General features: G+C 66.7%; 20 protein-coding genes and 1 pseudogene. 7 read left to right on the forward strand and 14 right to left on the reverse strand.

The window, feature by feature from the left end:
• Positions 1 to 8 precede the first annotated feature (8 nt).
• Positions 9 to 1637 carry a DUF945 family protein gene (locus tag AC1DIX_RS12855; protein WP_477324720.1) on the reverse strand — a complete coding sequence of 543 codons (1629 nt, stop codon included), beginning with the start codon at positions 1635 to 1637 and terminating at the stop codon, positions 9 to 11.
• A gap of 37 nt (positions 1638 to 1674) precedes the next feature.
• On the opposite strand from AC1DIX_RS12855, the pseudogene argJ reads away from it, so the two are divergent.
• The 5 genes and pseudogenes from argJ to AC1DIX_RS12880 form a co-directional block, all read left to right on the forward strand.
• Positions 1675 to 2814 (forward strand): annotated as a pseudogene (gene argJ, locus AC1DIX_RS12860) (bifunctional glutamate N-acetyltransferase/amino-acid acetyltransferase ArgJ); the annotation flags it as partial.
• 12 nt (positions 2815 to 2826) lie between these two features.
• Positions 2827 to 3720 (forward strand): ATP-binding protein, encoded by an 894-nt coding sequence (locus AC1DIX_RS12865; RefSeq protein ID WP_477324722.1) that lies wholly within the window; start codon positions 2827 to 2829, stop codon positions 3718 to 3720.
• Positions 3713 to 4123 (forward strand): NUDIX domain-containing protein, encoded by a 411-nt coding sequence (locus tag AC1DIX_RS12870; protein ID WP_442122232.1) that lies wholly within the window; start codon positions 3713 to 3715, stop codon positions 4121 to 4123. The genes AC1DIX_RS12865 and AC1DIX_RS12870 overlap by 8 nt, the downstream gene beginning before the upstream one ends.
• A gap of 133 nt (positions 4124 to 4256) precedes the next feature.
• Positions 4257 to 4625 (forward strand): DUF4019 domain-containing protein, encoded by a 369-nt coding sequence (locus tag AC1DIX_RS12875; RefSeq protein WP_477324724.1) that lies wholly within the window; start codon positions 4257 to 4259, stop codon positions 4623 to 4625.
• 100 nt (positions 4626 to 4725) lie between these two features.
• Positions 4726 to 5811 (forward strand): hypothetical protein, encoded by a 1086-nt coding sequence (locus AC1DIX_RS12880; RefSeq protein WP_477324726.1) that lies wholly within the window; start codon positions 4726 to 4728, stop codon positions 5809 to 5811.
• Positions 5812 to 6040: 229 nt separating this feature from the next.
• Here AC1DIX_RS12880 and AC1DIX_RS12885 read toward each other — a convergent pair whose 3' ends face one another.
• Positions 6041 to 6634, reverse strand: coding sequence for a DUF4865 family protein (locus AC1DIX_RS12885; RefSeq protein ID WP_477324728.1), 594 nt, complete (start codon positions 6632 to 6634; stop codon positions 6041 to 6043).
• A gap of 73 nt (positions 6635 to 6707) precedes the next feature.
• Positions 6708 to 7031: a carboxymuconolactone decarboxylase family protein gene (locus AC1DIX_RS12890; RefSeq protein ID WP_442122235.1), complete on the reverse strand. Its 324-nt coding sequence runs from the start codon at positions 7029 to 7031 to the stop codon at positions 6708 to 6710.
• Positions 7032 to 7148: 117 nt separating this feature from the next.
• On the opposite strand from AC1DIX_RS12890, the gene AC1DIX_RS12895 reads away from it, so the two are divergent.
• Positions 7149 to 8018, forward strand: a complete 870-nt coding sequence (locus AC1DIX_RS12895; RefSeq protein WP_477324730.1) for a LysR substrate-binding domain-containing protein — start codon at positions 7149 to 7151, stop codon at positions 8016 to 8018.
• Between the two features lie 61 nt (positions 8019 to 8079).
• Positions 8080 to 9072 carry a hypothetical protein gene (locus AC1DIX_RS12900; RefSeq protein WP_477324732.1) on the forward strand — a complete coding sequence of 331 codons (993 nt, stop codon included), beginning with the start codon at positions 8080 to 8082 and terminating at the stop codon, positions 9070 to 9072.
• Positions 9073 to 9089: 17 nt separating this feature from the next.
• Here AC1DIX_RS12900 and AC1DIX_RS12905 read toward each other — a convergent pair whose 3' ends face one another.
• From AC1DIX_RS12905 to AC1DIX_RS12955, 11 genes are all read right to left on the reverse strand, one after another.
• Positions 9090 to 10079 carry an aldo/keto reductase gene (locus AC1DIX_RS12905; protein ID WP_477324734.1) on the reverse strand — a complete coding sequence of 330 codons (990 nt, stop codon included), beginning with the start codon at positions 10077 to 10079 and terminating at the stop codon, positions 9090 to 9092.
• A gap of 80 nt (positions 10080 to 10159) precedes the next feature.
• Positions 10160 to 10339, reverse strand: a complete 180-nt coding sequence (gene yacG / locus AC1DIX_RS12910) for a DNA gyrase inhibitor YacG (RefSeq protein WP_442122239.1) — start codon at positions 10337 to 10339, stop codon at positions 10160 to 10162.
• An 8-nt stretch (positions 10340 to 10347) separates the two neighbouring features.
• A complete protein-coding gene (gene zapD / locus AC1DIX_RS12915; protein ID WP_442122330.1) occupies positions 10348 to 11103 on the reverse strand; it encodes a cell division protein ZapD in 756 nt (251 codons plus the stop codon).
• Between the two features lie 62 nt (positions 11104 to 11165).
• A complete protein-coding gene (gene coaE, locus AC1DIX_RS12920; protein WP_477324736.1) occupies positions 11166 to 11825 on the reverse strand; it encodes a dephospho-CoA kinase in 660 nt (219 codons plus the stop codon).
• Complete coding sequence (locus AC1DIX_RS12925) at positions 11826 to 12698, reverse strand: prepilin peptidase (RefSeq protein WP_442122241.1); 873 nt, start codon at positions 12696 to 12698, stop codon at positions 11826 to 11828. It lies immediately after the preceding gene.
• A 95-nt stretch (positions 12699 to 12793) separates the two neighbouring features.
• Positions 12794 to 14575, reverse strand: a complete 1782-nt coding sequence (locus AC1DIX_RS12930) for an MFS transporter (RefSeq protein ID WP_477324738.1) — start codon at positions 14573 to 14575, stop codon at positions 12794 to 12796.
• 19 nt (positions 14576 to 14594) lie between these two features.
• Positions 14595 to 15683: an N-acetylglucosamine-6-phosphate deacetylase gene (locus AC1DIX_RS12935; protein WP_477324740.1), complete on the reverse strand. Its 1089-nt coding sequence runs from the start codon at positions 15681 to 15683 to the stop codon at positions 14595 to 14597.
• Positions 15684 to 15686: 3 nt separating this feature from the next.
• Positions 15687 to 16454: a transcriptional repressor AgaR gene (agaR, locus tag AC1DIX_RS12940; protein ID WP_442122245.1), complete on the reverse strand. Its 768-nt coding sequence runs from the start codon at positions 16452 to 16454 to the stop codon at positions 15687 to 15689.
• A 41-nt stretch (positions 16455 to 16495) separates the two neighbouring features.
• A complete protein-coding gene (locus tag AC1DIX_RS12945; RefSeq protein ID WP_477324742.1) occupies positions 16496 to 17815 on the reverse strand; it encodes a D-tagatose-bisphosphate aldolase, class II, non-catalytic subunit in 1320 nt (439 codons plus the stop codon).
• Complete coding sequence (locus AC1DIX_RS12950) at positions 17812 to 18753, reverse strand: ROK family protein (RefSeq protein WP_477324744.1); 942 nt, start codon at positions 18751 to 18753, stop codon at positions 17812 to 17814. Before AC1DIX_RS12950 ends, AC1DIX_RS12945 begins: the two co-directional genes overlap by 4 nt.
• Positions 18746 to 19897: an SIS domain-containing protein gene (locus tag AC1DIX_RS12955; RefSeq protein WP_477324746.1), complete on the reverse strand. Its 1152-nt coding sequence runs from the start codon at positions 19895 to 19897 to the stop codon at positions 18746 to 18748. Before AC1DIX_RS12955 ends, AC1DIX_RS12950 begins: the two co-directional genes overlap by 8 nt.
• Positions 19898 to 20024 lie beyond the last annotated feature (127 nt).

Below are 20024 nucleotides of genomic sequence, written 5' to 3' on the forward strand. Positions count from 1 at the left end.
GATCTTACTCAAGGCGAGGGAGAAGGGGAGCGCGGTCCGCCCGCGGTGCGCGCCACGTTCCAGTCGATCTGCAGCCCGATCGGCTTGCCGTCCTGCAGGGCAGGGATGTAGCGGCACTGGCCCAGCACCTCGGTCATCGACCGGTCCCAGCCCGGATAGCCGCTGGGCGCCGTCACGCGCACGTTCTCCACCTTGCCCTGTTCGTCGACGCGCCAGGCGAAGCCGGCGCGGATCTGCTTGTCCTGGGCCATCACCTCGTCCGGGAAGTCGGGCAGGCGGCAGCTGTCCTCGATGCGGCGCGCCTGCAGCGCGTTCGGCGGCAGGTTGGTGCGCTGCGTCGCGACCGGGGGCGTACCCATCGGCTTGACGCGCGGCGCCAGTTCGACCGGCTTGCCGTTGGCGGTGAGTTTCTCGTCGCGGAATTCGATGGTGGAGACCAGCACATCGTTTTCGACGCGCGCAAAACCGCCGCCGACCAGCTTGCCGACGATGACGTCGCTGATGGTCTGGCCCATGCCGGCGGCATTCATGCCATTCGGCGGCGTGCCCTGCTGCGCCGCCTGGCGCGCGGCGACGATGCCGGCGATGTCGCGCACCATCGCGACCGGCACCCGCACCTCGAAGCGCGCCACGATCTTCTTCAGCAGCGTGTTCATGTCCTGCAGGTCGGCCTCGACCGCCCCGAGCAGGCCGACGCGGCCGCGGATGCTGGCCTTGTTGCCATGGAAGCGCGCGCTGATCTCGTCGATCTCGAGGGCCGAGCCGCGCGCGATGGCGGCCTTGCCGAAGTCGAGGAACAAGGGCTTCATGGCCGCCAGCTGCTGCTCGGGCGTCATCGTCTTCAGCTGCTCGCGGCGGCGCTCGCCGGCCTCCTGCAGCGCCACCATCGAGGCCCGGTCGATGTTCACGAAGCGCATGTCGAAGCGCACGTCCTCGACCTTCTCGCCGGCGGCGGAGATGGCGCCGATCCGCTGCTGGAACAGCATGTCGACCGACTTCGGACGCTCCACGCTGCGCCAGCCCACGCGCACGTCGTCCATGGTCATGATCGAGGCACCGGGCTTGGCCACGCCGCGCACGCTGGCGATGCGCACCTGGCCGTTGCCGAACCAGAGCTTGTCGCGGCTGCGCGACTGCTGCCCGGACACGGTGATGCCTTCCGCGCTCAGGCGCAGGTTCGGGTCCTCGGCGGCCAGGGTAGTCCAATGGCCCTTGAAGCCGACGGTCTTGCCGGCCTTGTCCATGTCGAGATCGAGCAGGGCCGCGTCCCAGTCGACGCGCGAATTGTCCTGGCCCGTGTAGTGCAGCGGCTGCAGCGCGAGCCGGTAAGCCAGGCGGCCCGCCCTGGCCGTCTGCCGTTCGACCGTGAAGGGCTGCTCGTTGCCGAACACCGTGCGCAGCTTGGCAGCGGTCTCCGGGGTGTAGCGCACGCTCGCGATGCCGTCCAGCTGGGCGGGCAGGGGCAGGCGCGGATCCTGGGCCAGCTGCAGCTCGCCCAGGGCGGACTGCAGGGCGTCCGCGACCGGGCCCGGGGCGGGCCTGGCGGCGGCCTTGGCGACGGTCGGGTGGTCTGCGGCGAGCGCGGGGACGGCCAGCAGCGCTGCCGCCAGCAGGGAGGACGAGAGGACAGTTTTCACGGGAGGGCCGGATCGTTGTTATGTTTCCAATTATTAACGACACGTGCTGCTGATGAAACTCGCCGAAGGCGCCACCGTCTCCGGCGTGTTCACCAAGAACCGCTTCTGCGCCGCCCCGGTCCAGGTGAGCAAGGCCAACCTGGCGGCCGTCGCCGATGGCGGCAAGCCGATCCGCGCGCTGGTGGTCAACACCGGCAACGCCAACGCCGGCACCGGCGAGACCGGCCTGGCTGCTGCCCGCGCCACCTGCGACGAAGTGGCGCGCCTGCTCGGCATCGACGCCCAGCAGGTGCTGCCGTTCTCGACCGGCGTGATCCTGGAACAGCTGCCGGTGCAGAAGATCGTCGCCGCGCTGCCGGCCGCTTGTGCGAACCTGAAGCAGGACAACTGGTTCAACGCGGCCGAAGCCATCATGACCACCGACACCCAGCCGAAGGCGGCCTCGGTCACCACGGCCATCGGCGGCCACACCGTCACGCTCACCGGCATCAGCAAGGGCGCCGGCATGATCAAGCCGAACATGGCGACCATGCTGGGCTATCTGGCCTTCGACGCCAAGGTCGCCCAGCCCGTGCTGGACGAACTGGTGCGCTACGCCGCCGATCGCTCCTTCAACTGCATCACCATCGACGGCGACACCTCGACCAACGACTCCTTCATCCTGATGGCGACGGGTACCGGCTCGCTGGTGATCGATTCGACCGACAGCCCCGACTACATCGCCCTGCGCGACGCCGTCACCGGCATCTCGACCCACCTGGCCCAGCAGATCATCCGCGACGGCGAAGGCGCGACCAAGTTCATGACCATTTCGGTGGAGCAGGGCCGCGACATGGAAGAGTGCCGCAAGATCGCTTATTCCATCGCCCACTCGCCGCTGGTGAAGACCGCCTTCTTCGCCTCGGACCCGAACCTGGGGCGCATCCTGGCCGCGATCGGCTATGCCGGCGTCGACGACCTGGACACCACCAAGCTCGATCTCTACCTGGACGACGTGCTGGTGGCGAAGGCCGGCGGCCGCAACCCGGAGTACAAGGAAGAAGACGGCCAGCGCGTGATGAAGAAGGCCGAGATCCTGGTGCGCGTCGAACTGGGTCGCGGCGATGCCAATGCCACGGTCTGGACCTGCGACCTGTCGCACGACTACGTCTCGATCAACGCCGACTATCGCTCCTGAGTTTCGCTCTTCATGAACCAGCTCGACCAGTTTCTGCATCGCGCCGAGAACCTGCTGGCCAGGTTGGAAGCGATGCTGCCCCCGGCCGTGCCGCGCGAGCCGGAGTGGGGGCGCAGCTTCGCCTTCCGCTGGCGCAAGCGGCCCGGCGCCGGCCCCAACGGCCAGAAGTACCTGCAGCCGGTGCTGCACGCGTCGAACATCCGGCTGGACGACCTGCAGCACGTCGGCCGCCAGAAGGAGCAGATCGAACAGAATACCCGCCAGTTCGTCGCGCGGCGCCCGGCCAACAACGTGCTGCTGACCGGCGCACGCGGCACCGGTAAATCGTCGCTGATCAAGGCCTGCCTGAACGGCTTTGCCGGCCAGGGCCTGCGCCTGATCGAAGTCGACAAGGCGGACCTGGCCGACCTGCCGGACATCGTCGACCTCGTGGCCGGCCGTCCGGAGCGTTTCGTGATCTTCTGCGACGACCTCAGTTTCGAGGAGGGCGAAGCCGGTTACAAGGCGCTGAAGGTGGCGCTGGACGGCAGCATCACGGCGCAGTCGGACAATGTGCTGATCTACGCGACCTCGAACCGCCGTCACCTGATGCCGGAAAAAATGTCGGACAACGCCGGCTACAGCCATGGCGACGACGGCGACCTGCATCCCGGCGAGACGGTCGAGGAAAAGATCTCGCTGTCCGAACGCTTCGGATTGTGGCTGTCCTTCTATCCCTTCAAGCAGGACGACTACCTGGACATCGTCGGCCACTGGCTGCAAAGCTTCGGCTGCACCCCCGGGCAGATCGAGGCCGCACGCGCCGATGCCCTGCGCTGGGCGCTGGGTCGCGGCTCGCGTTCGGGACGGGTGGCCTGGCAGTTCGCCAAGGATTACGCGGGCAAGCTGGGGCAGGCCGATGGCTGAAGCAGGCAAGAAACCGATCGACGTCGCCGTCGGCATCCTGATGCGCGAGAACGGCGACGTGCTGCTCGGCCAGCGTCCGGAAGGCAAGCCCTATGCCGGCTACTGGGAATTCCCGGGCGGGAAAGTCGAGCAGGGCGAGGACATCTTCCACGCCCTGCAGCGCGAATTCGTCGAGGAGCTGGGCGTACACGTCGTCAGCGCCGAACCCTGGTGCTGCGTCGAACACGTCTACGAGCACGCCCACGTGCGCTTGTATTTCTACATCAGCCGCGAGTGGACGGGCGAGCCGCAAAGCCTGGAAGGGCAGGCCTTCGCATGGCAGGGCGGCTACTCCGTCAGTCCGCTGCTGCCGGCCACCATTCCCTTGCTGGAGTGGCTGGACCAGGTACGCTATCCGGCTTGAGCCGGCCTGGCCATTTATTGTCTGGTTGACATCGCAACGCAGGTAGAGCACGCTGTTATCTTCTCGACTATCCGGAGTTGATATGCAACGGCGTACTCTGCTTTTCGTTCTCGCTGCCGCACTGGCAGTTCCCATGGTCCATGCCCAGCAAGCGGACGCCGTGAAAAGCGCGGTCGACGCTGCCGACCGCTGGCTTGCGCTCGCCGATGCGGGCGATGGCGCCGCTACCTGGGACCAGGCCGCATCGTCGTTCCAGGCCGCCGTCTCCAAACCCGCCTGGTCGGACACCCTCAAGCAGGCAAGGCAGCCGTTCGGCGCGGCCAAGTCGCGCAAGCTTTTGTCATCGGAATTCAAGAACTCGCTGCCCGGTGCGCCGCCTGGCGAGTATGTGCTGATCCAGTACGAGACGCAGTTCGAGCAGCGGCCTAACGCCATCGAGACCGTCGTGCCGATGCGGGAGCGGGATGGAAGCTGGAAGGTTTCTGGTTATTTCGTGAAATGAGAAAAGCATGACGGTGGGGCGATAGCGGACGTACGCGGCTATAGTCCAGGCATTATCGCTGCCGACGCATATTAATTGTTCCGTCGCTTAAATAATGATCTTGAAGAATAAAATTATCCGGAGCTGGCTTGCTCTCTTGGTGATATTGGCGGTTATTTCTGCTCTAATATTTTTCATGACGCCTCCGGGGAAGAAGCATGTGCTCTTCTGGGCCGTGGCGCTCTTATTCGCGTTTGCTGCCGTATGGTATATCCCTCATTACTTTCGTGAGCGATGGGTCAAGCCAGGAAGCTTGCCTGCCGTCTATTTTCTTTCTGGAACAGTGCTCATTATTCTGGGTTGCGTTTCTTCGGCATTTTTCTCTGCGGAGGTCGGAGAACAAAGACAATGGGGGCATATCGCTGAAGTAATACCTTTGGTACTGGGGGCGGTGATCGGCGGAACCTATTGCTGCGATGCCATTCTAGGCCAGGATTTTGATGAAGAGTCTTTCCAACTGGGATTTTTGGGCGCACTGTCGGGAGCAATACCGATCGTCACCGTGCTCGGGATGTTATGCCTGCCGCCCTTTCATCCAGGGATAGGAATTTCGATTCTGTTCGCAGCTATTTCCCCGTCAATTGCGACAGTCGTCATGAACAAGTCGCGCGATAACAGGCCGAACCTGGATGTCGCTTTTCTTGTATTTCTGACAGGGGGATTCTTGATTCTTGTTGCCGCTGTCACCGCAATATGGATTCTGCCTGCAGTCATGGATTACCAGCCGCGTGTCGCCTTCTTCGATAATGCGCAGATACTTAGTGTAGTAAAGAACCTCGTTCCCTCATATTGTGGAGCGATCGGTGCAGGGCTGATTACACGCGGAATGGAAAGAAATGTTACCCCGTTTTCGCTTAAAAACTGGGTGATACGCCACTTCGATGCTTTCGAGTTCATCTCCGCCACGGACGATCAGGTGCAATTCAGGTTGAAGCAAGCTTCCAATCCGGATCAAATTATCGTGATGACAGTCGATGAGACCGTTTTGCAAGCAATGCGCTCGGAAAGTCGAAAAAGAGCTCGATACGGAGAAAAAATGCACAAATGGCTAAATAATGCGGCCAGGCAAAAAACGCACAAAAAACAGCAATTACTGGAGCTGCATACCCCTAAAGCGGAAACATTGGAAGGAAAGACTCAGAGTTGACGCCGGCGGCGGGGCCTACTCAACTGATGAGTCCCGGACTRCTCTTCGAAAAATGAAGAGCAGTCCGGACATCGATCTGCAATACTGAAGCACTTGCCCGGCCAGCCCGGCGTAGGCAAAGCGGGTTACAAGACCCAGCGCAGGGATCGGCACCCGGTCGTTCCGGATCGCGTGCCTCAAGATGCGCTTCGAACGGACTGCTTCTTTTTCGGCGTGGTCGCGCAAGGTGTCATTGCTGATTTGGCGCTTCGATGTCGGCGGCCTGGGCATGCCCTTCCGATACGTGGCCGACCGTGTACACGAGCAGGGACGAATCGGCGCCGGCTGGCGGCTCGCCCTGCCAGAGCCGGAAGCGCACCAGAGTCCAGGTGGCCGGCTCATAGCCGGTCACTGCCGCCAGCGCGCCGCCATCCTCGACGTCGTCGATGGCCAGCCTGGTTTCGCGTTTGCGCAGCGCTTCGAGATCGGTGCCGGGCGGGATCGCCTGCCGCGCGACGGAGGCGAAGCGCGCCTGGGCAAAGCCGGGCCTGAGTTGTGCCTGCCAGACCAGCCAGGTCTCGACCGCCGGCCTGCCGAACGACGCCGACAGGGCGGCGAAGCCGGCCCCGTTCAGGAAGGCGTGCATGCCTTCGACCGTGTTCCAGACATAGAAGGGCGCATAGGCGTTGTCCCGGCCGGCGCCGTCCTTGCGCGCGCTGAGGTAGGCCTTGAACAGCAGCCCCGGAAACCCATCGGTGAAACGGCCCTTGTCCGCGATGCGGCGGTCGATGATGGCCATGTCGTAGTCGGCAGGCAGTGGCAAGCGGTAATGCATTGCGATCATGTTGAAGCTCCAATCAAGGTAGTGGCGACAAGGCCGTTGCCGAAGGACCAGTCGGCGGCATCGGCCAGCTTCCTCAGTCAGCCATGGGCGGTAGCGCGTCCAGCAGGCGCGTTGCGGTAGCGGCAGCGGGCCATCCCGCATAGAAAGCCAGGTGGGTGACCACTTCTTCCAGTTCCTGCCGGGTGACGCCATTGCCGAGCGCAGTCTGCAGGTGGAAGGGCAGTTGCTCGTCGCGACACAGCGCGATCAGGCAGGCGACCGTTACCAGGCTGCGGTCGCGTTTTCCCAGCGCAGCGCGTTCCCAGACTTCGCCGAACAGGACACGGTCCGACAGCTCGGCCAGCGCGGGTACGGCACCCAATGCGCTGGCTCCCATTCCTTTCAAAGTCGACGTCATTGCTTTCTCCATGGTTGAGGAGAACATGATATTTTCAGGAGATGGTTTTGAAAATCGAATATATCTGAAGCGATATTTCAATAAATAGGGACGATAATGCGGCGAACGAATTTCGATATGGATGCATTGCGCAGCTTTTGCGAAGGTATCGATCTCGGCAGTTTTTCGCGGGCGGCGGACAAGCTCGGACGCTCGACCTCGGCCATCAGCATGCAGCTGAAGAAGCTGGAAGAGCAGGCGAATGCCGATCTCTTGCGCAGGTCCGGGCGCGGCCTGGTGCTGACCCCGGCGGGTGAAGTGCTGCTGAGTTATGCACGCCGGATCATCGAGCTCAACGATGAAGCGAGCTCCGCCGTGTCCGGGATGCAGATCCAGGGTGTCGTCAGGCTCGGCCTTCAGGAAGACTTTGGCGAAAGCCTGCTGTCGAATGTCCTCGGCCGTTTCATGCGCAGCCATCCGGACTTGCAGGTCGAGACGCTGATTGCCCGCAACGCCGAACTGATCGCCCGGCTCCAGGCCGGCAAGATCGATCTCGCACTTGCCTGGCATATCGCAAGCCAGTTACCCCAGGTGGAGATACTGGGCGACTATCCGATGCGCTGGATAGGACCCGCCGCACCCGGCCTCGGCGGGGAAGAAGTCCGGCGCGAACCCGTGCGCCTGGCCGTCCTGGATTCCCCCTGCGTGATGCGCAAGGCCGCGATCGACGCGCTCGACCGCGCGGGCATTCCCTGGCGTATCGTGTACACGAGTCCCAGTTTGGCCGGCGTATGGGCGGCGGTCGCCGCCGGGCTTGGCGTTACTGTACGCACCCGCCTCGGATTGCCGCAGGAATTGCGCTTGCTCACCGCCGAAGACGGCGTGCCCGAACTTCCGGATATCCGGTTGGCGCTTCTCATGGGAACCGGAACCCAGACGCCAGGCTGCGAACGGATGGCAGCGTTGATCCGGGAAGCCATCCTGGATCTGTCCCTCTCAGGGACGTGAATGTTGACTTCTTGAAACATTTTATTTATCTTCCAAGCAATATATTGCTTCGGAGTCAAGCATGAGCCTCCTCGCCACCCTCGGCCTCAAGCCGCGCGCGGTCGTCAACGAATCCCGCGGAAAGCAGCAAGCCCAGCGACTGCTGGCCAGGCTGGAACAGGGCGCCTGGTATGAAGTCGAACAGGCGCTCGCCAAATCCAGCGAGGAGGGCCGCGACCTGCTCGTGCGCGCCATCGCCGAAGAAGAGAACGCGGTGCCGGCGGCATCGCGCTGGGTGCAGGCCCAGCCACGCTGCGCCATGGCCCAGCTGCTGCTTGGCGCCAACCTGGTAGCCGACGCATGGAAGATCCGCGGCAGCGAGTATGCGGAGGACGTCGATGCCGGCGCCTGGGAACCCTTCTTCCGGACCTTGAAGGAAGCCGAGGTGCCGCTGCAGGCCGCGGCCGCGCTCGACGCCAAGCTGGCCGATCCTTTTGCCTGGCTGATCGTGGCCGAAGTGGCCGGCGACGGCGAGGACGAGAAACTGAAAACCCTGTTCCGTGCCGCCATCGCCCGCTCGTCCCTGCACTGGGGCGCGCACTACAGCTATTTCATGGCGACCGCAGAAAAATGGTGCGGCAGCCACAAGGAGATGTTCGGCTTCGTGCGCGCGGTCTCCAGGCGCAGTCCGAAGGGCCGGGTGCTGCACTGCCTGGTCGCGGTGGCGTATTGCGAGTATGCGCTGGCGACGGGAGCGAAGGGCCGCGCGACCATCCGCACGCCGCAATGCGCGGCCGAGCTCAAGGCGGCGCTGTACGCCTGGCTGGACGCCGGTCCCGCCACGCTGGAAGAGAAACTGCTGGATCTGGGCGGCGGTGTGGCCGACCTGGCGTTGAACCACTTCGCCGTGGCCTGCTACCTGTGCGGGGCGGTCAGGGAAGCCAGGCTCCTGATGGGCGCCCTGCGCGGAGGGATCCACGTGCTGCCCTGGGCCTGGATCGCCGAGGGCCCACGCGAGCGCAGCGAGCCCGGCTTCGTCCACGACCGCGTCATGCGCGAGCTGGCGCGCGGCTGAACGCAGTTCGGCCCGGCTCAGCCCTTTGCCTGGCGCGCCAGATTCTCCGGATAGCGCGCGCCTTCGATCGGGATGCTGGCGGCCGCCTGCGTGATGCCGGTGAGTTCCTCCGGCGTCAGTTCGAGTGCCATCGCGCCGAGGTTCTCGTCCAGCCGGTGCAGTTTGGTCGTACCCGGAATCGGCACGATCCACGGCTTCTGCGCCAGCAGCCAGGCCAGCGCCACCTGGGCCGGCGTCGCGCCTTTCTGCTGCGCGACCTGGCCCAGCAGCTCGACCAGGGCCTGGTTGGCCTTGCGCGCCTCGGCCGTGAAGCGCGGAAGGCTGTTACGAAAATCGTTGCTGTCGAACCGGGTGGTCTCGTCCATCTTCCCGGTCAGGAAGCCGCGTCCGAGCGGGCTGAAAGGCACGAAGCCGATGCCGAGTTCTTCGAGCAGCGGCAGGATCTCCTGCTCGGGCTCGCGCGTCCACAGCGAGTATTCGCTCTGCAGCGCCGTCACCTTCTGCACCGCATGCGCGCGGCGGATGGTGTCGGGGCCGGCTTCGGACAGGCCGAAGTGCTTCACTTTACCTTCCTTGATCAGCTGGCCGACGGTGCCGGCCACGTCCTCGATCGGCACGTTCGGATCGACGCGGTGCTGGTAGAGCAGGTCGATGGTGTCGGTCTTCAAACGCTTGAGCGAAGCCTCGGTCACTTCCCGGATGTGTTCGGGGCGGCTGTCCAGGCCGGACCAGCGCGTACCGCCGTTCGGATCGGGCGCGAAGCCGAACTTGGTGGCGATGACGACCTGCCCGCGCAGCGGCGCCAGCGCTTCGCCGACCAATTCCTCGTTGTTGAAGGGGCCGTAGACTTCGGCCGTATCGAAAAAGCTGACGCCGCGCTCGACCGCCGTGCGCAGCAGGTCGATCATGGCCTGGCGGTCCGGCGCCTGCCCGTAGGCATGGGTCATGCCCATGCAGCCCAGGCCGAGGGCCGRGACTTCGAGATTTCCCAGTTTACGTTTTTGCATCGGGAGCTCCTGACAAAAAGTGAAGAACGACTATAGCAGCCGATTCACTTTGGCGCCGGGAGCCCGGCTTGCGAGCGGCATTACTCGGCCAGCGGATCGTCCTGGGCATCGCCTGGCGTGGCGCCAGGGATCGTGTACTTTTCCTCGGCCCAGGCGCCGAGGTCGATTTGCTTGCAGCGGTCGGAGCAGAATGGACGGAACTGGTTTTCAGGCTTCCATTCGACCTTCTTGCCGCAGGTTGGACAGGATACGACGGTCATGACAGTTTTCAGAAGTTACAGAGGGTGAGCTCGAATGGTACATCGTCTTCGAGCGCCTTGGGTTTCAGGTTCTCGCCCTGGCTCGTGAAGCGCACCCACAGCATGTATTTATTGGCCGAGATTTCCGGAATCGCGCCCAGGCTGTCGTCGATCGAGAGGCGCAGCATCTGGTAGACCTTCCCCTGCAGCATCTGCTGGTAGCTGCCGGCCACGGCGATCATCTTGACCGGGCCGCCGGAGTCGCGCAGCAGGCGCAGCACCAGGGCCAGGGCGTCGAACAGCGGGGCCTGGGGCGCGAACCAGCCCATGATGTCGGCGTGGCGCTGCGCGGCGGGGCGCTGCTGCCAGGCGTAGTAGGAGGGCAGGTCGAATTCGCAGGCGCCGCCCGGCATCACGGTGCGGCCGCGGATGCTCATCAGCCACTCGTTGTCGCGGATGTTCTGGCCGGTCTTGCCCTGGGCGGTGACGAGGGCATTGCTGACCGTGTCCAGCTCGGCCAGCACGGCATCGAGCATCTCGGTGGCGACGGCGGGATTGCTGCGGTAGCTCAGCAGGCTTTGCTTCTGGCGTTCCAGTTCCTGCAGCAGGTCGGACTTGAGGTCGGCGCGCCCGGCCACTTCCAGCATGTCGAAGATCGTCGCGAGAGCGACATGGTGCTGCAGAGGATGTTCCTGGTTCACAAAGAACTTGAACTTCTCGTACAGGTCCTCGAGCCGCAACAACGTGCGAATCCGCTCGTTGAATGGGTATTCGTAGACGATCAAAGTGGCATTCCTCTCGGCGTAGGCTGGCGCGACCACGTGATTCTGAACCATCGTGGGCAAAATTACAAACGCTCGTTCGGTGCGGCCGCCAATCTTGCCGCTTTGTCAAGATAAAAAGCGTGCAGGCGTTCCACCTGGGGCTCCAAGGCGCCGAGGCCGTCGTCGTTGAGGATGATGTCGTCGGCGGCAAGCCGGCGCTGGGCGCGCGTGACCTGGGCAGCCATGATGGCGCGCACCTGGGCTTCCGCCAGGCCGTTACGCGCCATCACGCGCGCCACTTGCACTTCTTCCGGGCAGTCGATGGCCAGGATCCGCGCCACCCGCTCGCGCCAGGTGCCGGATTCGATCAGCAGCGGCACCACGAAGATCACGTAGGGGCCGGTGGCCAGCAGGGCGGCGGCGGCGGTCGCTTCGCGTATCCTCGGGTGCAGGATGGCTTCCAGGCGGGCCCGCGCGCCGGGATCGGAAAACACCAGCGCGCGCATCTTCGCGCGGTCCAGCGCGCCCTCGGGCGTGGCGAACTCCGGGCCGAATTCGGCGACCAGGGCCGGCATGGCCGCGCCGTGCGGGGCGGTGAGGGAATGGGCGATCTGGTCGGTGTCGATGACCGAGGCGCCGCGCGCCGCGAACAGGTCGGCGACCGTGGTCTTGCCGCAGCCGATGCCGCCGGTCAGGCCGACGGCGAATCGCAGGGCGGCTGGCGTGGAATCCTGTTTATCCATTCAAGGCTGCGCCAGCCCCATGGCCAGGCGCGTCAGTTCCGGTCCGTAGAAGAGCGCGATCATACCAGCCCCCGCCAGATAGGGGCCGAACGGGATGTACTCGCCCTTTTTCTTCCGGCCGATCAGGATCATCGTCAGGCCGACGGCGGCGCCGACGAAGGAGGACAGCACGATGATCGTCGGCAGCATCTTCCAGCCGAACCAGGCGCCGAAGCCGGCCAGCAGCTTGAAGTCGCCTTCGCCCATGCCGATATGTCCGCGCACCAGTTCATAGGCGCGCGCCACGGCCCACAGGAATAGGTAGCCGGCAACGGCGCCGAGCACCGCATCGCGCAGCGGCACGAAGCTGCCGTCCAGGTTGACCAGCAGGCCCAGCCACAGCAGCGGATAGGTGAGGTCGTCCGGCAGTTCCTTGTGGTCGACGTCGATCAGGGTCATCGAGATCAGCAGGTAAGTGAAGACCAATGCCGCCAGGCCCACCCAGCCGCTGCCGAAATGCCAGACCAGCAGCCCGGACAGGATGCCGCTGACCGCCTCGACGACCGGGTAGCGGGCCGAGATCGGCGCCTTGCAATTGCTGCACTTGCCGCGCAGGACCAGCCAGCTGAGGATCGGGATGTTTTCCAGCGCCGTGATCTGGTGGCCGCAATGCGGGCAGGCCGACCTCGGCACCATCAGGTTGTAGCGCTCCGGGAAGGGCAGCGGTTTGCCCTCCTTGTCCGCGATGTAGTTGTCGATCTCGCGCTGGCGCATGATCGGCAGGCGGTGCACGACCACGTTCAGGAAGCTGCCGATCAGCAGGCCGAAGATGGCGGCCGCGATGGCCGGGATCAGGCTGGCGGGCGCGGCGAATAAGAGGGTGTCCGGATGCATGGCTGGGAAGGCAGTAAATAGGTTGATTCCGTGAATCAACCTATTCTATGGGGTTTTGCCGGCTTTGGGCAGCCTTCCACACCGCCGGCGCAAGTTCAGCCGGCCTTGGCCCCCGCGAAGTGAGCCTCGATCTCTTCCAGGGTCTTGCCGCGCGTCTCGGGCAGGAGGAAGGCGGCGGCCAGGAAATACACCACCGAGCAGGCCGCGCCGAARAAGAACACCGCGGAGTAGCCGTGGCGGCCGACGATGGGCAGGAACAGGGCCGCGAAGGCGGTCGAGACGAACTGGTTGATCAGCAGGGCGATGCTCATGCCGTTCGAGCGGATCCGGGTCGGCATCAGTTCCGACAGCGCCAGCCACACGCACACGCCGGGGCCGACCGCGAAGCTGGCGACGAACACGGCGATCGCCAGCGCCACCTGCCAGCCGCGTTCCGGCGGCGGCAGGGCGCCCAGGCGCGCGCTTTCGATCGTCAGCGGCGCGGCGGCCGCCGCGGCCGGATCGGGGAAGGGGTTCAGGTGGAGGCGGCGGAAGGCCTTGCCCAGCACGCTGTCCGGCTGCACCGCATCGGCGCGGCGCGCCTGCAGCAGCGGCAGGGCGGGATCGTCGCTGCGCAGGGTCTGCACATTGGTGAAGGGGCCGTAGGCATAGGCGACCGTGAGGACCTGCGGCCCGGCGCCGGCGCCGGCAGCGGCGCCGAGGCGCTGCAGGGTGGGCGCATCCATGCGCAGCGCCAGGCTGTCGTTTTCGATCATGGCCGCCACCGCCGTGCTTACGTCGCGCTGCTGCGCCTCGGTATCGTGGAACAGCAGGCCGGCCGCCAGCGAGGCGATCACGATGCCGGCGCTGCCCAGCATCAGCAGCGACTTCCTGCCGAGGCGGTCGACCAGGAACACGGCCAGCATCGTCATCAGGGCGTTGATCACCTTGAGCATGACGTCGGCGGCGTTCGCGGTGGCGCCCGGCAGGCCGGCGTGGCCGAGGATGTTGACCACATAGGCCAGTACCGAGTTGATGCCGGTGGCCTGGGTGCAGGCCAGGATCAGGCAGGCCAGCAGGAAGGGGAAGACGTAGCGGCGCGACAGCAGCGGATCGGCGGCGTTGCGGGCGGCCGGAATGCGCCGCATCTCGGCCAGTTCGAGTTCGGCCTCGGCCGGCGTGCGGGTGCGCAGCAGGGCGGCGCGGGCTTCGCGGTCGCGGCCGCGGCGCGCCAGCCAGCGCGGCGATTCGGCCAGCAGCAGGCAGCCGCCGGTGAAGACGAGGCCGGGCGCCAGGCACATCCAGAAAATGGCGCGCCAGGCGTGGTCCTTGGCCGCCAATACGGCCGCCGCGCGCAGCTGCTCGGGCAGGGCCGCCGCGGCCTGCGAGGCGGTCTCCACGCTGCGCGCCTGCACCAGCCCGATCACGGCGGCGGCCACCAGGCCCACCGTCAGCAGCAGCTGGAACAGGGCGGCGCCGCGTCCGCGCTGGCGCGCGTGCAGGCATTCGGCCAGGTAGAGCGGCACGATCACGCCGATCAGGCCGCCGCTCACGCCCTGCAGCAGGCGGCCCAGCAGCAGCGGCACGTAGCCGTCCGCCAGCGCGATCACGGGGATGCTGAGGACGAACAGGAAGCCGGACAGCGCCATCGCCGCGCGCCGTCCGATCAGGTCGGCGAGAAAGCCGGCGAACAGCGAGGACAGCACGGAGCCGAGCAGCACCGCGGCCACGATGAAGCTCAGTTCCTGGGCGCCGAGCTTCCAGGTCAGCGAGGCGGTCGATTCCAGGTAGGGCAGGGCGCCGGCGATGATGCCGACGTCGATCCCGTACAGCAGGCCGCCCATGCCGGCGATGCACAGGAGGTAGGCGGTGGAGCGGGCGGGGGAGGCGGAAAGCATGGCGGACATCATGGCTCCGTTAAGAAAGATCGATGGCTTCGCCTTCGACGAAGACGGCCATCGGCTGCAGGTCGGCGTCGAGGACGACGATGTCGGCCCAGGCGCCGGGCACCAGGCGGCCACGTTGGTGTTCGCCCAGGTAGTCGGCCGGGAAGCGCGACAGGCGGTTGCTGGCGTCGTGCATCGTCAAGCCGATATCGACGAAATTGCGCAGGGCCTGGTCCATGGTCAGGGCGCTGCCGGCCAGCGACCCGCTGCCGAGCCGCACGCAGCCCTGGCACTTGAACACGCGCTGGCTGCCGAGCGCATACTCGCCGTCCGGCATGCCGGTGGCGGAGGTGGCGTCGGTCACGCCGTACAGGCGCGGGATCGCGCGCAGCGCCGCGTGCAGGGCGCCGGGGCCGACGTGCTGCAGGTCGGGGATCACTTCCGCGTACTCGGCATGGGCGAGGGCGGCGCCCACCATGCCCGGCTCGCGGTGGTGCAGGGCGCTCATGCCGTTGAACAGGTGGGTGAAGCCGGCGGCGCCGGCCTGCAGAGCGGCCAGGCCGTCCTCGTAGCTGCCGGCGCTGTGGCCGAGCTGGACCCGGATGCCCATCGCCGCCAGCTGCGGGATCAGTGCCAGGTGGCCGTCGATTTCGGGCGCCAGGGTCAGCACGCGGATCGGTGCGATCGCGTGCAACGCGCGCACCAGGTCCAGGCTGGCGGTCATGACGTCGGGCGGCTGGGCGCCCAGGCGGGCCGGGTTGATGAAGGGACCTTCCAGGTGCACGCCCAGCATGCGCGCGGTGCCGACCGGACGTTCGCCGATCGGGCCGGCCAGGCCGCTCAGGGCCTTGCGGATCGCGGCTTCGCGCGCCGTCATGGTGGTGCCGAGCAGGGAGGTGGTGCCGTGGCGCGCATGGTGGCGCGCCACCGTGGCGCCGGCGTCGCCGCCCTGCATGATGTCGACGCCGCCGGCGCCGTGCACGTGCAGGTCGATGAAGCCGGGCAGGATCCACGGTCCGCCGGCGGCGGCCGAATCCTCGCTGATGCTGTCGATACGTTGACCGAATCGGATACTGCCTGCGATCCAGCCGTCGGGGGTGAGGATTCTGCCGTCGAGCACTCTCTATTCCGCGATATGTAATTCGATGCCCAGCTTGAGCAGCCCTTCGCGGTACTCGGGGCTGATGCCGGCATCGGTGATGATGGTATGGATCCGGTCCAGCTGCGCGATGCGGTGCAGGCTGACCCGGCCGAACTTGGAACTGTCGGTCAGGACGATGATGCGTTTGGCGCGCTCGACCATCATGCGGTTCAGGCTCGCCTCGGCCTCATGATGGGTGGTGACGCCGAACTGCAGGTCGAGGCCGTCCACGCCCAGGAACAGCTTGTCGAAGTTGTAGACCTGCAGGCAGGCCTCGGCCTGGCTGCCCTGGAAGGACAGCGACTGCTTGCGCAGCAGGCCGCCGGTCAGGATCAGGTCGATGCCGGGCGCGTCGGCCAGCTCCCAGGCGATGTTCAGGCCGTTCGTCGCGACCGTGACGCCGCTGGCGTCGAGCAGGTTGCGCGCCAAAAAGATGGTGGTGGAACCGGAGTCGATCACGATGTTGTCGCCGGCCTCCACCAGCGAGGCCGCGAAGGCGCCGATGCGCTCCTTCTGCTCGTGGTACAGGGCGTCCTTCTGGCGCATGGTCTGCTCCGGCGGCGGCACCCGCGTCAGCACCGCGCCGCCGTGGCTGCGCGTGACCAGGCCCTGGCTGCCCAGGGCGGACAGGTCGTGGCGGATGGTCACGGCCGAGACCCCGAGCTGCTCCACCAGTTCGGTCACCTGGACCGAGCCCTGGCGGGAGAGCATTTGCAGGATCGTTTCGCGGCGCTGGCTGGTATTTCGCATGGTGTCGGTCTCGGCTCGTCGGCGTTGGAAAAATGCCGAGCTTAACAGATAGCGACGGGCTTGCCGACTGCCGCCATGTTGCGGCTGCAGGCACGCGCATACTGGGCCAGCACGAGGCCGATCCGGTGCTCCACCAGCGCCAGCGGATCGGTGGACAGGCGGTCCTGCAGCACATCAAGGTACTGGTCCGGCAGGTACTGGCTGAGCAGGGGCAGCGGAATCGCGCGCCGGCGCAGGTTGGCGAACAGGCGCTCGACGGCGGCGGCAACCGGCGGCTCGCCCCAGTAGTAGCGGCAGCGGTCGCTGAGCGCATAGCGGCGCAGCAGGCGCTGTTCCTCGCTGCTGCCGTGATAGTGCTTGCGCCAGTGGGCGGGCTTGGCCAGCATGACTTCGTCCAGCACCTGCATCAGGCGCGAAGCTTCGGCGGCCGGCACCAGTTCGTCCTCGATGCCGCACAGGGCCAGCAGGCCTTCGCGCATGGCGAAGGTGGCGGCCGGGCCGACCTTCAGGATCGCGAAGTGGTCGCGCACCATCTGGTGCAGCGCGATCTCGCGCTGGTAGTCGGTCGAGTGGGCTTCGAACACCAGGCCCGGCTGGTCGGCGATGAAGCTTGACAGCGCCGCCGCCGGCGCCGGCGCGTAATGCTGCACCTGGCTGTGGTCGAAGTCGACGCCCGGCTGCACCACCATCGCGATCACGCGGCGCCAGGCGCCGTGCAGGCCGGCGTCGAGGAAGGCGTGGCAATGCACGGACAGGGTGCGGCGCGCGGCCTCGGGGGTGGTCGGGGCGCCGGCGTCGACCAGGCTGGCCTCGCCGCCGGGGATCGGTACTTCGGTGCCGATCACGTACACCGGCGGCGGATGGCCGGCGGCGGCCGCGGCGGCATCGGCGATGCGGGCCAGGCGCGCCGAGCGCTCCGCCACGATCTCGTCGGGCAGGCGTTCGGGATCGTCGGCGCAGCGCATGCTGCAGTCGAGGTGGATCTTGTGGAAGCCGGCGGCGGCGTAGTCGGCCACCAGGGTCTCGGCATGCGCCATCGCGGTGGCGGCATCGAGTTCCTGCCAGGCGTTCGGGCCGAGGTGGTCGCCGCCCAGCACCAGCCGCTCGGCCGGGAAGCCGCGCTCGCGCGCCAGCGCCAGCACGTGCTCGCGGAACATCGCCGGCGTCATGCCGGTGTAGCCGCCGAACTGGTCGACCTGGTTCGAGGTCGCTTCGACCAGCAGCGGGGTGTCGTAGTCGGCGGCCACGCGCATGGCGGCGCCCAGCACCGTCGGGTGGCTGCAGCAGACGCTGTACAGGCCGACGGCGTCGCCGCGCCGGTGCGCCTTGACGATGTCCTGGACGGGGGAGGTCTGGTTCATGGTGTCGCGAAGTCCTTCAATTGTTGACGGATCAGGAGCGCGGCGCCGCGCACGCCGCCGGCGTCGCCGAAGCGCGGCGGCAGGACCGGCGGCGGGTGGGCGCCGGCGAACAGGTGGCGGCGCAGCGCTTCCGGCAGGTCGCGGTAGAGGTGCGGCAGGTTCGACAGGCCGCCGCCCAGCACGATCGCATGCGGGTCGAGGCCGAGCACGACGCAGGCCAGGCCGTGGGCCAGCAGGTCGAGGTGGACCTCGAGCGTGCGCCGGGCGATCTCGTCGCCGGCATTGGCGCGCGCGGCGATGGCGAGGGGCTCGGCGCCGTCGCCGCCCAGGTGGCGGTGCAGGCCTTGCATGCCGGGGCCGGACACATAGCGTTCCAGGCAGGCGGTGCGGCCGCAGGGGCAGGGGATGAGGTCGAGGCCGTAGCGCGCGGCCAGGGTGGCCGGCAGCGGCCAGTGGCCCCATTCGCCGGCGATGCCGTTGCGGCCGCGYAGCAAGCTCCCGCCCACGCAATAGCCGGCGCCGGCGCCGGTGCCGAGGATGACGCCGAACATGCTCGGCAGGCCGTCGGCGGCGCCGCCGTCGGCTTCGGACAGGGCGAAGCACTGGCAGTCGTTGCCGGTGACGACGGGCCGCGCCAGCGCGTCCTGCAGCATGGTGCGCACTTCGCGGCCGTTCAGGGCCGGCACGTTGGAGCTGAGCTGGCGGCCGCTGATGCCGTCGGTGACGCCGGGCAGGCCGATGCCGACCGGCGCCTCGGCGCCCAGCGCCGCATCGGCGCGCCGCACCAGGGCGCACACGGCCTCGGTAAAGGCGGTGATGTCTTCGCCCGGGGTGGCAATGCGTTCGCGGTGCACTTCGCGCAGGCCGGCGTCGTAGCTCGCCAGCTCGATCTTGGTGYCGCCGATGTCGATGCCGTGGAAGCCAGCGGGATCAGTCATGCTCGTTTTCCTGCGCATGTGCATAGATGGTGACGCCCTGGACGACGCGGTTGACGGTGCCGCTGGCGAAAGGATTGTCGGGGCGCAGGCCGAGGGCGGCCGACTGGTGCAGGGCATACTGCTGCGCCATCAGCAGCCACAGCGGGGCCAGCCAGGCGTCGGTCCAGTCGGGCGCATCGGCGTCGAAATCGCCGCCCACGCCCACCGTCAGCACCCGGGCCGCCACGCCGTCGCGGCGCAGTTCGTCCAGCAGGTCGGTTTCGTAGCGGCGCGCCAGCGGCTTGCCGCTATAGAACAGCACCACCAGCGAGGCCGCGTTCAGCGCCGACTTCGGGCCGTGGCGGAAGCCCAGCGGGGTATCGGCCATGCCCAGCACGCGGCCGCCGGTCAGCTCCAGCAGCTTGAGGGCGGCTTCGCGCGCCAGCGCTTCCAGCGGGCCGCTGCCGAGGTAGGCCACGCGCTCGACCGGATGCGCGGCCAGCGCGGCGGCGGCCGGCGCCCAGTGCGCCAGCGCGCGTTCCGCCGCATCCGCCAGCCGTTCGGGACGTGCCGCGCAATCGGCATCGCCGCTCAGCACGCACAGCGCCGCCAGCAGCATGGAGGTGAAGCTGCTGGTCATCGCGAAGCCGCGGTCGCAGCTGGCGGCCGGCATCAGCAGCACGCAGGCGGCGGCGTCGTTGGCGCCGCGCACCGCCAGCGCGCCGGATGGGTTGCAGGTGATATGCAGGAAGCGGGCATCGGCCACGGTGGCGCGCACCAGCTCGACCGCCGCCAGGCTTTCCGGGCTGTCGCCGCTGCGGGCGAAGGACACCAGCAGGGTCGGGGCGCCTGGGTCGAGGTAGAGCTCCGGATGGGTGAGCAGGCTGGTGGTGGCGATCGCGCGCACCTGGGCGGCGCAGCGCGCATTCAACTCGTCGGCGACGATCTGGCCCGCATAGGCCGAGCTGCCGGCCCCGGTCAGGATGACGCGCTGGCGCGGATCGCCCAGGCGCTGACCGAGGAAGGCGGCGACGCGATCCTGGTGGGCGCGCAGGCTGGCCGACAGGGCGCGCCAGACCGCCGGCTGCTGGGCGATTTCTTCGGCAGTATATAAGCCGCCGATGTCCTGCCAGGTGGTCGCGTCGCGTTCGAGAAGAGTGGTCATTGGATATTTGCGAAAGTATTCGGTGGAAAAATCATAAATAGTTATTTTCGAAAAGTCAAACACGAAAGATATTTCGAAAGATATTTAAGGCTTTAGCTTCGGTATCGGCACGGATAGTCGCAATGCA

Source organism: Massilia sp. 05N420 (assembly GCF_056397205.1).

Bases quoted from the DNA above. Each gene is read 5' to 3' on its own strand.
- AC1DIX_RS12870 (WP_442122232.1), top strand. From the start codon at position 3,713: ATGGCTGAAGCAGGCAAGAAACCGATCGACGTCGCCGTCGGCATCCTG.
- AC1DIX_RS12955 (WP_477324746.1), bottom strand. From the start codon at position 19,897: ATGACCACTCTTCTCGAACGCGACGCGACCACCTGGCAGGACATCGGC.
- AC1DIX_RS12890 (WP_442122235.1), bottom strand. From the start codon at position 7,031: ATGACGTCGACTTTGAAAGGAATGGGAGCCAGCGCATTGGGTGCCGTA.
- yacG (WP_442122239.1), bottom strand. From the start codon at position 10,339: ATGACCGTCGTATCCTGTCCAACCTGCGGCAAGAAGGTCGAATGGAAG.
- coaE (WP_477324736.1), bottom strand. From the start codon at position 11,825: ATGGATAAACAGGATTCCACGCCAGCCGCCCTGCGATTCGCCGTCGGC.
- AC1DIX_RS12900 (WP_477324732.1), top strand. From the start codon at position 8,080: ATGAGCCTCCTCGCCACCCTCGGCCTCAAGCCGCGCGCGGTCGTCAAC.
- agaR (WP_442122245.1), bottom strand. From the start codon at position 16,454: ATGCGAAATACCAGCCAGCGCCGCGAAACGATCCTGCAAATGCTCTCC.
- AC1DIX_RS12885 (WP_477324728.1), bottom strand. From the start codon at position 6,634: ATGATCGCAATGCATTACCGCTTGCCACTGCCTGCCGACTACGACATG.
- AC1DIX_RS12925 (WP_442122241.1), bottom strand. From the start codon at position 12,698: ATGCATCCGGACACCCTCTTATTCGCCGCGCCCGCCAGCCTGATCCCG.
- AC1DIX_RS12945 (WP_477324742.1), bottom strand. From the start codon at position 17,815: ATGAACCAGACCTCCCCCGTCCAGGACATCGTCAAGGCGCACCGGCGC.
- AC1DIX_RS12865 (WP_477324722.1), top strand. From the start codon at position 2,827: ATGAACCAGCTCGACCAGTTTCTGCATCGCGCCGAGAACCTGCTGGCC.
- AC1DIX_RS12875 (WP_477324724.1), top strand. From the start codon at position 4,257: ATGGTCCATGCCCAGCAAGCGGACGCCGTGAAAAGCGCGGTCGACGCT.
- AC1DIX_RS12895 (WP_477324730.1), top strand. From the start codon at position 7,149: ATGGATGCATTGCGCAGCTTTTGCGAAGGTATCGATCTCGGCAGTTTT.